10 protein-coding genes are annotated in these 13487 nt (G+C 61.3%); 4 read left to right on the top strand and 6 right to left on the bottom strand.

Features of this window, described 5'->3' with window-relative positions; genetic code table 11:
- The first annotated feature begins 71 nt into the window (after window positions 1-71).
- Both arcD and ACQKP2_RS06080 read left to right on the top strand, forming a co-directional pair.
- Window positions 72-1499 (top strand): arginine-ornithine antiporter, encoded by a 1428-nt coding sequence (arcD, locus tag ACQKP2_RS06085; protein ID WP_427575195.1) that lies wholly within the window; start codon window positions 72-74, stop codon window positions 1497-1499.
- A gap of 100 nt (window positions 1500-1599) precedes the next feature.
- The gene (locus tag ACQKP2_RS06080; RefSeq protein ID WP_427575194.1) at window positions 1600-2262 is read left to right on the top strand and encodes a hypothetical protein; all 663 of its coding nucleotides are present in this window, start codon (window positions 1600-1602) and stop codon (window positions 2260-2262) included.
- A gap of 21 nt (window positions 2263-2283) precedes the next feature.
- Here the strand turns inward: ACQKP2_RS06080 and ACQKP2_RS06075 are convergent, their stop codons facing one another.
- From ACQKP2_RS06075 to ACQKP2_RS06065, 3 genes are read right to left on the bottom strand one after another with little or no spacing between them, the layout of a single operon-like run.
- Window positions 2284-3735 carry an efflux transporter outer membrane subunit gene (locus ACQKP2_RS06075; RefSeq protein ID WP_427575192.1) on the bottom strand — a complete coding sequence of 484 codons (1452 nt, stop codon included), beginning with the start codon at window positions 3733-3735 and terminating at the stop codon, window positions 2284-2286.
- Window position 3736: 1 nt separating this feature from the next.
- Window positions 3737-6934 (bottom strand): efflux RND transporter permease subunit, encoded by a 3198-nt coding sequence (locus ACQKP2_RS06070; RefSeq protein ID WP_427575190.1) that lies wholly within the window; start codon window positions 6932-6934, stop codon window positions 3737-3739.
- Window positions 6931-8022, bottom strand: a complete 1092-nt coding sequence (locus tag ACQKP2_RS06065; protein WP_427575303.1) for an efflux RND transporter periplasmic adaptor subunit — start codon at window positions 8020-8022, stop codon at window positions 6931-6933. The genes ACQKP2_RS06070 and ACQKP2_RS06065 overlap by 4 nt, the downstream gene beginning before the upstream one ends.
- A 286-nt stretch (window positions 8023-8308) precedes the next feature.
- On the opposite strand from ACQKP2_RS06065, the gene ppk2 reads away from it, so the two are divergent.
- Window positions 8309-9130 carry a polyphosphate kinase 2 gene (gene ppk2, locus ACQKP2_RS06060; protein ID WP_427575188.1) on the top strand — a complete coding sequence of 274 codons (822 nt, stop codon included), beginning with the start codon at window positions 8309-8311 and terminating at the stop codon, window positions 9128-9130.
- A gap of 21 nt (window positions 9131-9151) precedes the next feature.
- Here ppk2 and ACQKP2_RS06055 read toward each other — a convergent pair whose 3' ends face one another.
- Window positions 9152-10060 carry a LysR family transcriptional regulator gene (locus ACQKP2_RS06055; RefSeq protein ID WP_427575186.1) on the bottom strand — a complete coding sequence of 303 codons (909 nt, stop codon included), beginning with the start codon at window positions 10058-10060 and terminating at the stop codon, window positions 9152-9154.
- Between the two features lie 84 nt (window positions 10061-10144).
- On the opposite strand from ACQKP2_RS06055, the gene ACQKP2_RS06050 reads away from it, so the two are divergent.
- Window positions 10145-11068 carry a carbon-nitrogen hydrolase family protein gene (locus tag ACQKP2_RS06050; protein WP_427575184.1) on the top strand — a complete coding sequence of 308 codons (924 nt, stop codon included), beginning with the start codon at window positions 10145-10147 and terminating at the stop codon, window positions 11066-11068.
- Window positions 11069-11199: 131 nt separating this feature from the next.
- On the opposite strand, the gene ACQKP2_RS06045 is transcribed toward ACQKP2_RS06050, so the two are convergent.
- Window positions 11200-11673 carry an LEA type 2 family protein gene (locus ACQKP2_RS06045; protein ID WP_427575182.1) on the bottom strand — a complete coding sequence of 158 codons (474 nt, stop codon included), beginning with the start codon at window positions 11671-11673 and terminating at the stop codon, window positions 11200-11202.
- A gap of 71 nt (window positions 11674-11744) precedes the next feature.
- Entirely contained in the window at window positions 11745-13205 is a 1461-nt protein-coding gene (locus ACQKP2_RS06040) for a nucleobase:cation symporter-2 family protein (RefSeq protein WP_427575180.1), read from the bottom strand.
- Between the last annotated feature and the right edge of the window lie 282 nt (window positions 13206-13487).

The raw sequence follows: 13487 nt of genomic DNA, 5'->3' as shown, positions 1-13487 counted from the left end.
TTTATCTATTTAGTTAAAACTTGCTATCCGTCGATTTATCACCGCGGGAACTACAGGAAAAGGAGAGGGGAATGTCGAATCCGGCGCAAAAACTTCGGCTCGGAGCACTGATTGCGCTGGTGGTGGGGTCGATGATTGGCGGCGGGATCTTTTCCTTGCCGCAGAACATGGCGGAAAGAGCGGATGTAGGCGCGATCCTGATCGGTTGGGCAGTGACTGCCGTCGGCATGCTCACCCTGGCCTTCGTGTTCCAGACGCTGGCCAATCGCAAGCCTGAATTGAATTCCGGTGTGTATGCCTATGCCAAGGCGGGTTTTGGCGACTACATGGGGTTCTCGTCTGCCTGGGGCTACTGGATCAGCGCCTGGCTGGGCAATGTCGGCTACTTCGTACTGCTGTTCAGTACGCTCGGTTACTTTTTTCCGGTTTTCGGTCAAGGCAACACGCCAGTCGCCATCGGTTGCGCTTCGGTATTGCTCTGGGCCGTGCATTTTCTGGTCATGCGCGGAATCAAGGAGGCCGCCTTCATCAACCAGGTCACCACGGTGGCCAAGATCGTGCCACTGGTGATGTTCGTGGTGATTGCCGCCGTTGCCTTCAAGGCCGAAATCTTCAACCGCGATATCTGGGGGCGTAGCAATCCGAATTTCGGCAGCGTGCTGGATCAGGTGCGCAACATGATGCTGGTGACCGTGTTCGTATTCATTGGCATCGAGGGGGCCAGCGTTTATTCGGCTCGCGCACAGAAGCGCTCGGATGTCGGCCGGGCGACGGTTATCGGCTTTGTCGGCGTATTGGCGCTGCTGGTGATGGTCAACGTGTTGTCGCTCGGGATCATGAGCCAGCCGGAACTGGCCGCCCTGCAGAATCCGTCTCTGGCGGCGGTTCTGGAGCATATCGTTGGCCACTGGGGTGCGTTGCTGATCAGCATCGGCCTGGCCATTTCATTGGTGGGCGCCTTGTTGTCGTGGGCGTTGCTGTGCGCGGAGATCCTGTTCGCCACCGCCCGGGACCGGACCATGCCGGCGTTCCTGACCCGGGAAAACGCCAATCATGTACCGGTCAACGCCCTGTGGCTGACCAACGGCATGATCCAGTTGTTCCTGCTGATCACCCTGTTTTCCGCCGGCACCTACACCAGCCTGATCTACCTGGCGTCCTCGATGATTCTGGTGCCTTACCTGTGGTCGGCCGCTTATGCCGTGCTGCTGAGCCATCGCGGCGAAACCTACGAAAATGCCCCGCGCGAGCGGGTCAAGGACCTGCTGATCGCCAGCATCGCGCTGGTTTATGCCGTGTGGTTGCTGTATGCCGGCGGCGTGAAATATCTGCTGCTGTCGGCATTGCTGTATGCGCCAGGGGTGATTCTGTTCGCCAAGGCCAAACATGAGCAGGGCGAACCCCTGTTCACCACCCTCGAAAAAGGCATATTCACCGGCGTCATCAGCGGCGCGGGGCTGGCAGCCTATGGGTTGTACAGCGGCTTGCTGTCGTTATGAGGGCGGACACCCAGCGAGTCAGGGCGCGGGAGGGGGTTGCCACTACACTTGAATAAGACAGAGGAAGACCTTTGACCTCCGATCCGAAAGGGTTCACGCCATGCCAAGCACAACAGAACACAAGTCGGCACGTGTACTCGACCCCGTTGACCGTGTCACGGAAGTGATTTTTGGCCTGCTCATGGCCATGACCTTCACCGGTACCCTCAGCGTGGCCACGGCCGATCAGGCAGCAGAGCGGACCATGATGATCGCCGCGCTGGGTTGCAACCTGGCCTGGGGCCTTGCCGATGCAGTGATGTACCTGCTGCGGGCCGTGATCGAGCGCACGCGCAACCGTACCTTGTTTTCCACCTTGCGCGGCAGCGCCGATCCGGCGATCGGGCAGGCGCTGATAGCCGATGCGCTGCCACCACAAATGGCCGCCGCGGCAGGTACGCAGGGGCTGGAGATGCTGCGTCGCAGCCTGATCGAAGCACCGGCCACGTCGACGCATCGCACACTGAGGCTGGATGATTTCAAGGGGGCACTGGGGGTTTTCCTGCTGGTCGTCATCTCGACTTTCCCGCTGGTGGTGCCCTTTCTGTTGATCGAGCAGACGATGCTGGCGGTGCGCGTATCCAACCTGGTCGGTGTCGTGGTGTTGTTCCTGGCCGGCTGGATGCTTGCCCGGTACGCGGGTGCGAAGCCCTGGCAGGGCGGCGTAGCGCTGGCCATCACCGGTACCTTGTTGATTTGCGCGATCATTGCGCTGGGCGGCTAGGCAGGCGAAGCGCCAGGCTGGCTACTTCGCCTGACCGTTACTCGAAGGCAGCGGCGCTGCTGTCGACGTCAGCTTGTCCGCTTCGGCCACCCAGCCGCCACCGGTCGCCTTGTACAAATCGATCATGCTGGTGAACACCGTTGCCCGCGTGCGGGTGTAGTTGAGTTCGGCATCGAACAGGGTGCGCTCGGCATCCAGTACTTCTATGTAGCTGGTATATCCGTTGTCATAACGCAGCCGTGCATAGTGGGCGTAGGTCCGCAGCGCGTCGACCTGGCGAGCCTGGTAGGCCATCTGTTCGCGGGATTTGCTCGACGCGACCAGTGCATCCTCCACATCCTTGAACGCCGATTGAATGGCTTGCTGGTAGACCAGCAGGGTTTGTTGTTGAACCGCTTCGGCCTGTTGCACCTGCCCGGCGATCGCGCCGGCGGTAAAAATCGGCATGCTCGCCGCGACGCCATAGGACCAGGTCCGGGCCGGGCCGGTAAACAGGTCGGAGAGTTGATTGCTGACCGAACCGAACAATCCGGTGAGGGAAATGGTCGGGAAGTATTGAGCCTTCGCGGCACCGATCAGGGCATTGGCCGAAATCAGGTTAAGTTCTGCCTGGCGTAGGTCGGGTCGGCGCTCCAGCAGTTCCGAGGGCAGGCCGGAAGGCACCGACGGCAGCGCCAATTGGCCCAGGTCGCGCCCTCGAATGATCGGCCCGGGGTTGCGTCCCAGCAGCACGGCCAGTGCGTTTTCCTGTTGGGCCACCAGGGGTTCGAACTGCGCAACCGAGGCCATCGTGCGCTCGTACTCGGATTGGTTCTGCGCCAGTTCCATCTCGGAAATGGTGCCGGCACCGAAACGCAATTTGAAAATCTCGTAGGAGTCGCCCCGTGCCTTGGCGGTGGTGCGGGAGATTTCCAGCTCACGGTCAAGATCGCGCAGTGTCACGTAACTGCTTGCCACTGACGCCACCAGGCTCAGGATGACACTGCGCCGGCCTTCCTCTGAAGCCAGCAGGTCGGCGCGGGCGGACTCATTGAGGCGGCGCAGGCGACCCCAGATGTCCAGCTCCCAATTGACGCCGAGGGTGGCCTGGTAGTTGTTGAACACCGGGTCGACGCTTGGGTCCAGGGGAACAGGGCCGTTGTCTCGGGGCGAGCGACTGCGTTGCCCCTGCGCACCGGCGCTGACTTGTGGAAACAGCTGGGAGCGGGTGACGCCGTAACGCCCCTGGAACTCCTCGACCCGCGCGGCGGCGATCTTGATGTCCTTGTTTTCCAGGAGCGCGGTGCGAATCAGGTCGTTGAGGACTGGATCCTGAAACTGTTCCCACCACAGCGTGTTGGATAAATTCTTCGCTTCCTTGTCCGCATAACGATAGGCCGCTGGCGTGTCGGTGACCGGGCGCTGGTAGTCCGGGCCCACCATGCAGGCAGTCAGGCTCAGGCAAAGCACCAGTGGAAGAGGGGATCTGCGCATCTCAGTCCTCCCCATGCCGGTGTTGCGCGGCACCGTCGGGCAGATGCCCGAGCGCTGTCGGCTCCGCCGGCTTCACGGCGGCCTTTTTCTCGGTCATTCGTTCTATCAGGTAATAGAACATCGGAATGAAGAAGATCGCGATGACGGTGGCCGCCAACATCCCGCCAATCACCCCGGTGCCGATGGAATGGCGACTGTTTTCCGAAGCGCCCACGGCGATGGCCAGTGGAACGCAGCCCAGAATGAACGCCAGCGACGTCATCACGATCGGACGCAGGCGCTCCCTGGCCGCGGTCATGGCCGCGTCGTAGGCCGACATGCCGGTTTCCCGGTTCAGTACGGCAAACTCGAAAATCAGGATGGCGTTCTTCGCGGCGAGCGCCACCAGCATGGTCAAGCCGATCTGGAAGTAGACATCGTTGCTCAAGCCCCGCAGGAGCACCGCGAGCATGGCGCCGAACACGGCAAAGGGCACCGCCAGCAACACGCCGACCGGCAGCGACCATTTTTCGTACTGGGCGGCCAGGATCAGGAACACCATCACCAGACCGAAGATGAACACCTGGGAAGAAGAACCACCGCTCTTCTTCTCTTCGAACGCCTCGCCACTCAATGCCAAGGCGTAATCGTTGGTCATGACCTCGGCGCTGACTTCTTCCAGCGCCGCCAGCGCCTGGCCGGAACTGTAGCCGGGGGCGGCGTTGGCGGTCAGTTTGACCGCCGGGAAGTTGTTGAAACGGGTCAACAGGTCGGGGCCGGTGACGTAACGGGTGTTGATCATGGCCTTGAGCGGCACCATTTCCAGGTTCTTGTTGCGCACGTAGATTTGCTGCAGGTCGTCGGCCTTGAGCCGATAGGACGGCTCGGCCTGCAAGATGACCTGCCACAGGCGACTGAACTTGTTGAACTGCGAAACGTACAACGAGCCGAACATCGTTTGCATGGCGCTGTAGACGTCTTCGATGGGCACGCCCAGGGATTCGGCCTTTTCCCGGTCCACATCGACCAGCAATTGCCTTGAAAACACGTTGAAGGTCGAGGTGATGGCGCCCAGTTCCGGGCGTTGCCTGGCCTTGGCGACGACACTGGCGACCATTTCGGCCAGTTGATTGACGCTGGCGTCACCCTTGCTTTGAATCCAGACCTCCATGCCGCCGGTCGTGCCCAGGCCCGGAATGGACGGTGGGTTGACCGGCAGAATGACCCCTTCCTGTACTGAAGAAAACGCGTGCGCGGCTTTCTGGATCACCGCCGGGGCGCTTTGCTGCTTGATGGTGTCGGAGTCCTTGTAACGCCCTTCGAAGTCCTTGAAGCCGACGAAGAAGGCCGCCGCGTTGTTCTTGTTCTGTCCGTCCAGCAGGCTGTAGCCGTTGACGATGGCGACGCCTTCGACGGACGGATCGTTCATGAAGAAGTCGCTGGCGACTTTGCCGACTTCGCCGGTGCGGTCGAGGCTGGCGGCATCGGGCATGATCACGGCGCCGAGCAGGTAGCCCTGGTCTTCGGGGGGAAGGAAGGCGCCGGGTATGCGCTGAGACATCAGCAGAATCAACCCGATCATGCCGGCAAACAGCAGCAATGCCACCACGAACCGCTTGATCATCAGGGCCACGGAGCGCGAATAGCCTTCGGTCATGCGCTCGAAGCTGCGTTCGAACCAGCGGAAGAATGCGTTTTTATCGCCGTGCTGGGGCTTGAGCAACAGCGACGCCAATGCCGGTGACAGCGTCAGGGCCACCAGGCCCGAGATCACTACGGAGATGGCAATGGTGATCGCAAACTGTTTGTACAGCTGACCGGTGATCCCGCCCATGAAGGCCACCGGGATGAATACCGCACACAACACCAGCACGATCGCCACCACGGGACCGGCCACTTCGTCCATCGCACGCTTGGCGGCATCCTTGGGCGTCATCTTGTGGACATGCATGTTGCGCTCGACGTTTTCGATCACCACGATGGCGTCGTCCACCACAATGCCGATGGCCAGCACCATGCCGAACAGCGTCAGCATGTTCACCGAAAACCCCAGGGCCGACATGCCAATGAAGGTCCCGACAATCGACACCGGCACCGCCAGTACGGGAATCAGCGTGGCACGCAGGCTCTGCAGGAACAGGTAGACCACTATGACCACCAGCACCAGCGCTTCGAAAAAGGTGTGAATCACCTCGGAAATCGACGCGCGGGTGAAGGCGGTGGTGTCCATCACGATCTTGTATTCGATTCCTTCGGGGAAGGTTTCCTTCATTTGCGCCAGGGTCGAGGTGACGGCTGCCGATACATCCAGGGCGTTGGCGCCAGGCTGTTGATACACCGCGATCAGGGTTGCCGGACGCCCTTGATAGGTGCTGCGCAGGGAATAGTCCTTCTGCCCGAGCTCGGCACGCCCGACGTCCTTGAGCCGAACGATGGCGGCGCCGTCGCTGCTGGCGCGCAGGATGATGTTCTCGAATTCCGCAGGCTCGGTCAGGCGCCCCTTGGTGGTCACGGCAAACGACTGTTCCACGGCTTGCCCCGTGGGAGACTGACCGACGCGGCCGACGGCAAATTGCTGGTTCTGGTTGGCCACGGCTTTTTGCACATCCGCTGCGGTAATGCCCAGCTGGGCCATGCGGTCCGGCTTTAGCCATATGCGCATGGCGTAGTCGGGGGTGCCGAAAATACTGGCCTGGTTGGCACCGGGGATGCGCTTGATCGCATCGAGAATGTAGAGGTTGGCGTAGTTGGCGACGTAGGTGCTGTCGTAGCGGTCGCCGGAGGAATACACGGCAAGCACCATCATGAACGCCGAAGACTTCTTCTGTACCTGAATGCCTTGGCTCTGAACGGCCGAGGGTAATTGCGGCAAGGCCAGGTTGACCCGGTTCTGCACGTCGACCTGCGCCAGGGAAGGGTCGGTGCCGATCTCGAAGAAAACGTTGAGGGTCATGTTGCCGGTCGCGGAGCTCGACGAGTTCATGTAGATCATGTTGTCGGCGCCGTTGACCTGCTGTTCGATGGGCGCTGCCACGTTGTTGGCCACCACCTGTGCATCGGCACCGGGGTAGGTCGCCGCCACGGTGATTTGTGGCGGCGTGATGTCCGGGTACTGGGCCACGGGTAGTTTCAGCATGGCCACGGCGCCGGCCAGGGTGATGACGATGGAAATGACCGAGGCGAAGATGGGCCGATCGATGCAATAGTGGGAAAGGCTCATGGTTTTTTCCCGCTACTGTCAGCCTGGTTCGCCGGCTTGGACACGGGTTCAGCCGTCGGCGCTGCCGGCGCGGCGTCAGTCTTCTGGACGATGTTGATCGCACCGCCAGGCGTGACCCTGACGGCGCCATCGATCACGATCCGTTCGCCGGCCCGCAGGCCTTGGGTAATGAACCAGTCATCGCCGTGCCAGTCGCCGACCATTACCACGCGCTGTTCGGGCTTGCCCTCGGCGTTGACGACCCACACGAAGTGGCTTTTGGCGCCTTCCAACACGGCTTTTTGCGGCACCAGGATCGCGTCGGGGCGGGTGGCGCCCTTGGCGAGGGCACGGACGAACTGGCCGGGCTTGAGCAATCCCTTCGGGTTGGCCAGTTCGGCACGGACCAGAAAGGTGCCGGTATTCTGGCTGAACGAGGGGGCCAGGAAACTCACTTTGCCATGCTCGGGCACCACGGTGCCGTCGGCCAGCACCACTTCGATCACCAGATCGCCTTGGGGCGGGAGCTTGAGGTGACCGCTATTCATCTCGTCGCGGTACTTGAGGGTTTCGTTTTCCGAAAGGCTGAAGTTGACGTAAATGGGGTCCATCTGCGAAACGGTGGTCAACAGCCCTGACTCGCCCGGCGTCACATAGCTGCCGTCCTGTCGCTTGGCGTAGCTCGAAAGACCGGTCAGGGGACTGGAAATGGTGGTGTAACTGAGGTTCAACTGCTCGGTACGTACAGTACCTTCCGCGGCCAGCACGGCGGCCCGGGTCGAGCGTTCTTCACCTACCGCATTGTCCAGGTCCATCTTGCTGACGGCGTTTTGCGCGGCCAGCGGACGGACTCGGGCCAGGGTCGCCTTGGCCACTTCCCAGCGAGCCTGTTGCTGGGCCAACTGGCCCTGCGCCGACAGCAGCGAGGCTTCGAACGGTTTGCGGTCCATCTGGAACAGGGTCTGTCCGGCCTTTACCAGGGAACCTTCGGTATACAGGCGCTTTTCCAGAAAACCGGCCACGCGGGCACGGATTTCCACTTCACGGGAGCTTTGGGTCTGGGCAACGAACTCGAAAGTCACCGGGGTGTCATGGGCGGCAACCGTCATGACTGTCACATCGGGGGCTTTGCGGGCCAGCGTCTCCGGTTCCTTGCCGCATCCGCCAAGCAGGCCCGCCCCTGCGATCGCAAGAACCATCGGCAAGTTGACGCACCGCCTGAAAAGGTTGATGTCCACGCCCATGCAAATGCTCCTTGAAAGTCGCTCGAACAGAAGCGTAGCCACTAAGTCCAAACAGCGCTAACCGACTGATACGGGAGCAATCGGCAGTCGGAACATTGATCTGTTACCTACACTGGCTGTGGTTATCCATCGTGCTTGCGAGGTCATCATCATGGCAAAGGACAAGAAAGCGGCTTCAAGGAGTCAGGCGGAAAAAAGCGAGCCGCTGAAAAACAAGGACTATCTGGAGCAACTGCGTCGATTGCATGTCGAGCTGGTCAGGATGCAGGAGTGGGTCAAGCAGAGCGGTGCCAAAATATGCATCGTCTTTGAAGGCCGCGATGGTGCAGGCAAGGGCGGGACCATCAAGGCACTGACCGAGCGGGTGAGCCCGCGGGTGTTTCGGGTGGTTGCGTTACCGGCGCCCACCGATCGTGAAAAAAGCCAGATGTACCTGCAACGTTACCTGCCGCACCTGCCGGCGGCCGGTGAAGTGGTGATCTTCGACCGCAGTTGGTACAACCGTGCGGGGGTCGAGCGTGTCATGGGGTTCTGCACTGAAGAACAGGCCACGGGGTTTCTGAAGACGGTGCCCAATGTGGAACGCGCGATCATTGATTCAGGCATCGTCCTGCTCAAGTATTGGCTGGAAGTCAGTCCGCAGGAACAGACCCGCAGGCTCGAAGCGCGGATCAAGGACGGGCGCAAGATCTGGAAACTGTCGCCCATGGACCTCAAGTCCTACAGCCGCTGGTATGACTATTCGCGCGCGCGCGACGACATGTTCAAGACTACCGATACCGAGCATGCGCCCTGGTTCGTGGCGGACTCCAATGACAAGCGTCGGGCTCGGCTGAACATCATCAGCGATCTGCTGGGGCGTATTCCGTACAAGGATGTGCCGCGCGAGAAAGTGGTATTGCCCAAGCGGCAGAAGCCCGGGGCCTACCGCGAACCGGATTATCCGTACAAGCGCATTGCCGAAAAGTTCTGACGGAGTGGTTGCCAGGCACATTCAGGCAAAGCTTTCGACAATCGCCTCACGCACTTTCAACACCACCGGATCGAGCTGGGTGCTGGTACGCCAGCCCAGTTCGATCGGGTAGCGCGGCAGCGCCAGGGGGCAGGGGAGCAAGGCCAGGCCGCAGAGTGAGGCAAGGCTGCGGGCGGCATGGGCGGGGATGGTCGCCACGGCCCGACTGCCCTTGAGCAAGTGGGGCAACGCCGCAAAATGCGTGGTCGAGGCACAGACCCGTCGGCTCAGGCCCAACGCTGCCAGACCCTCGTCGGTGATGCCGATGAAGCCGCCCGATGACACCAGGATGTGTTCACGGGCGACGAATTCCTCAAGGCCGATGTGTTGCTGGCCCACCGCCAGGCTGAGCGGGTCGACCAAACATTCATAACCTCCTTCACCCAGCACCTGGCGACTCAACAGGCGTTCGGCAAAGCCACCGGCGGTGATCGCCAGGTCGATGCTGCGCTCCATCAGGGCCTGGGCGACGATCTGACTGTGGGTCTGGCGAAAAATCAGGCGCAGCTTCGGGGCGCTGCGGGCGACTTGCTCGATCAATCGTCGACCATAGGCAATTTCGAAGTCATCCGACATGCCCACGGTCACCGAGCGTCCTTCATAGTGGCTGGCGGCGGGATCGACCATCGCCAGGCTCTGGCGGCACTTGTTCAGGGCATCGCTGACCACCGGCTTGAGTTGATTGGCCTTGAGTGTCGGCGCCAGGCCGCGGCCGGTACGCACATACAACTGATCGCCATAGACTTCGCGCAAGCGGCGCAACGCCGCGCTCACGGCGGATTGCGTCACGCCCAGGCGCAGTGCGGCCCGGCTGGCACTGGACTCCTCGTGCAAGGCTTCGAAGACTTTCAGCAGATTGAGATCGATGTCGGCGATATTCATTTGGTTCATATCATTCAGCAGTGAGCAGGGCTTTATTCATGATCCAGTGACGCTCGAGAATGAGCAATACCTGATACCGACGGAGTGATCGCCATGTCCAAATCCATTGTTGCCGCACTGCAGATCGGTGCCTTGCCCGCTGGCAAGGCCCAGACCCTGGAACAGATCCTGTCCTTTGAAAGCGCAATCAGCGAATCCGGTGCCGCGCTGGTGGTGATGGCCGAGGCGTTGCTGGGCGGCTACCCGAAAGGCGAAGGCTTCGGCACTCAATTGGGCTATCGGCTGCCGGAAGGCCGTGAAGCCTTTGCCCGCTATTTCGACAACGCCATCGACATACCCGGCCCGGAAACCGATGCCCTGGCCGGACTCTCGGCGCGTACCGGCGCCAATCTGGTGATCGGTGTCATTGAACGGGCCGGCAGTACCCTGTACTGCACGGCGCTGTACTTCGATCCGCAGGCCGGACTGGTCGGCAAGCACCGCAAATTGATGCCGACGGGCACCGAGCGGCTGATCTGGGGCAAGGGGGATGGTTCCACCTTGCCGGTGATCGACAGCCAGGTGGGGCGCATTGGCGCGGTGGTGTGCTGGGAAAACATGATGCCGTTGCTACGTACCGCGATGTACGCCAAGGGCGTGCAGGTGTGGTGTGCGCCAACGGTGGACGAGCGCGAGATGTGGCAGGTCAGCATGCGCCACATTGCCCACGAGGGTCGCTGCTTTGTGGTCAGTGCCTGCCAGGTCCAGGATTCGCCGCAGGCCTTGGGTATCGAGGTACCCAACTGGCCGGCCGAACGGCCACTGATTGCCGGCGGTAGTGTCATAGTCGGGCCGATGGGCGAAGTGTTGGCCGGGCCCTTGCGTGGCGAACGCGGCTTGCTGACCGCACAAATCGACACCGACGACCTGGTACGCGCCCGCTACGACTATGACGTGGTCGGGCACTATGCGCGCCCGGACGTTTTCGAGTTGACGGTCGACGAGCGGGCCAAACCGGGCGTGCGCTTCAGCTCATGACCCCTGAACCCCTGTAGGAGCGAGCACGCTCGCGAAGAACGAGAGAACGACGCTGGGTGTCAGGTTTCCAGCGTCATCGTTGACGACCATCGCGAGCATGCTCGCACCTACACCTACACCTACACCTACACCTACAGGCCGCTGGTTACAGGCCCGGGCAAGCGCAGGTTGCCGCTGTCCACGAAGCGCTGGGTGGCGAACAAACCGCCGCCCAGTTTGCCGCGCAGTATGTAGGGCATGTTGTTCAGCGTTTGCATCTGGCCCAGCACATAGGTCTGGCGCAGCACCGAGAACGCCGAGACGCTGACAGGCACGGTCAGCACGGTATCGGAAAACCGACTGATCGAGCCTGACTGATCGCTGACACCGGAAGCGAAGGGCTGTCCATTGATTTCAAGGTCCAGGGCCACGCCGCTGAAGTTGACGTTCATTCCATTGGGATTCTGCACGCGAATCTTCACGGCGAAGCGCACCTCCATGCCCTGGCCTTGCAGCGGTTCGAGGCCGACGACGTTGATGTTCAGTGGGTCGCTGTTGGGAAAGGTGGTGCAGGCGCTCAGGCACAACAGCACAAGGGAAACAATGATCGCGTGGACACTGCGCATGGACGTGCTCTCGTGAAAAAAAAGGCCAAGCCACCAGTGGCTCGGCCCTTGAGCGCGATCTGGCGGTCCGGCTATGCGACACCCGCAGGTGTTTGGGGTTCAACCTGGTGCGCGACATCCGGGTTCTGCATGACCTGCAGTACGGAAGCCTCCGGGTCGAACTCGTCTTCTTCCAGTTCGAGGAATTCTTCGGGCAGGAAGATATTCAAAACGATAGCGCACAGCGCGCCGACAGTAATGGGCGATTCGAAAATGTTGTGCAGGGCCTCAGGCAATTCACGCAAGACTTGCGGCACTGCCGCCACGCCCAGGCCGATACCGATGGAAATCGCCACGATCAGCATGTTGCGCCGATGCAGGCCCGCTTCTGCAAGGATCTTGATCCCGGCCACGGCGACGGTACCGAACATCACCAGTTCGGCGCCGCCCAGCACCGGCTTGGGCATCAGTTGCAACACCGCGCCGATCATCGGAAACAACCCCAAGAGGACCAGCAGCCCGGCGATGAAAAACGCCACGTAGCGGCTGGCCACGCCGGTCAGTTGAATCACGCCATTGTTCTGGGCGAAGGTCACCATCGGCATGCTGTTGAAGACCGCGGCCATCGCTGAGTTCAGGCCGTCGGCCAAAAGCCCGGACTTGATCCTTCGAATGTAGACCGGGCCCTTGACCGGTTGCCGGGAAATCATCGAGTTGGCGGTCAGGTCACCGGCCGCTTCCAGCGGTGACACCAGGAAAATCACCGCCACGGGCACGAACGCCACCCAGTCGAATGAAAAACCGTACTTGAAGGGCACCGGTACGCTCATCAGCGGCACGGCGGGCAGGCTGGCGAAATCGACCACGCCCAGCGACCAGGCGACGACATAGCCCAGTGTCAGGCCGATGACAATCGCCCCCAGGCGCAGGAAAGGTACGTCCACCCGGTTCAATATCACGATGGTCCCCAGCACCAGCGCCGCCAGGCCGATGTGGCTGGCCGCGCCAAGGTCGGTGGCACCGAAGCCACCGGCGATATCGGTCATGGCCACCTTGATCAGCGATAGTCCCATGAGCGTGATGATCGTGCCGGTCACCACCGGGGTGATCAGCATGCGCAGCTTGCCGATGAACTGGCTCAACACCACCTCGATGAAGGCGGCGAAGAAGCACACGCCGAAGATGGTCGAGAGAATCTCATCGGTGCCGCCGCCACGGGCCTTGACCATGAAGCCGGCACTGAGAATCACGCTGATGAACGAGAAACTGGTGCCTTGCAGGCACAGTAGTCCCGAGCCGATCGGACCGAAACGGCGCGCCTGGACGAAGGTGCCCAGGCCCGATACGAACAGCGCCATGCTGATCAGGTAGGGGATCTCGCTTTGCAGGCCCAGCGCGCTGCCCATGATCAACGTCGGCGTGATGATGCCGACGAAACTGGCGAGCACATGCTGCAGGGCGGCGAACACGGTGGCGGTTAAATGCGGGCGGTCGTCGAGGCCGTAGATCAGGTCGTTGCGGCGTGGGGCAGGTATTTTTTCAGAGGCGGTCATGGGCGATGTGCGGGCCGGGCCAAAAAGTGGAGGCGCAGGATGCCAGAAACGCCCAGGCTTTTGTAGGAGCGAGCACGCTCGCGATGGTCGTGAACGATAACACTGGGCACCAGACACCCAGCGGTGCTCTTGCGTTCATCGCGAGCAGGCTCGCTCCCACAGGTTCATGGCGCTGCCTGGATGCCTGTAGGAGCGAGCACGCTCGCGATGGTCGTGAACGATAACACTGGGCACCAGACACCCAGCGGTGCTCTTGCGTTCATCGCGAGCAGGCTCGCTCCC

The organism is Pseudomonas sp. NPDC089569, assembly GCF_050280625.1.
In the GTDB taxonomy this organism is placed as follows: Bacteria; Pseudomonadota; Gammaproteobacteria; order Pseudomonadales; family Pseudomonadaceae; genus Aquipseudomonas.
This window is presented reverse-complemented; position numbering and strand designations above follow the sequence as displayed.

Excerpts from the sequence above, each read along its gene's own strand:
- ACQKP2_RS06065 (WP_427575303.1), bottom strand. The coding sequence starts at position 8,022 with ATGACGGTTGCCGCCCATGACACCCCGGTGACTTTCGAGTTCGTTGCC.
- ACQKP2_RS06045 (WP_427575182.1), bottom strand. The coding sequence starts at position 11,673 with ATGCGCAGTGTCCACGCGATCATTGTTTCCCTTGTGCTGTTGTGCCTG.
- ACQKP2_RS06070 (WP_427575190.1), bottom strand. The coding sequence starts at position 6,934 with ATGAGCCTTTCCCACTATTGCATCGATCGGCCCATCTTCGCCTCGGTC.
- ppk2 (WP_427575188.1), top strand. The coding sequence starts at position 8,309 with ATGGCAAAGGACAAGAAAGCGGCTTCAAGGAGTCAGGCGGAAAAAAGC.
- ACQKP2_RS06040 (WP_427575180.1), bottom strand. The coding sequence starts at position 13,205 with ATGACCGCCTCTGAAAAAATACCTGCCCCACGCCGCAACGACCTGATC.
- ACQKP2_RS06075 (WP_427575192.1), bottom strand. The coding sequence starts at position 3,735 with ATGCGCAGATCCCCTCTTCCACTGGTGCTTTGCCTGAGCCTGACTGCC.
- ACQKP2_RS06080 (WP_427575194.1), top strand. The coding sequence starts at position 1,600 with ATGCCAAGCACAACAGAACACAAGTCGGCACGTGTACTCGACCCCGTT.
- arcD (WP_427575195.1), top strand. The coding sequence starts at position 72 with ATGTCGAATCCGGCGCAAAAACTTCGGCTCGGAGCACTGATTGCGCTG.
- ACQKP2_RS06050 (WP_427575184.1), top strand. The coding sequence starts at position 10,145 with ATGTCCAAATCCATTGTTGCCGCACTGCAGATCGGTGCCTTGCCCGCT.
- ACQKP2_RS06055 (WP_427575186.1), bottom strand. The coding sequence starts at position 10,060 with ATGAACCAAATGAATATCGCCGACATCGATCTCAATCTGCTGAAAGTC.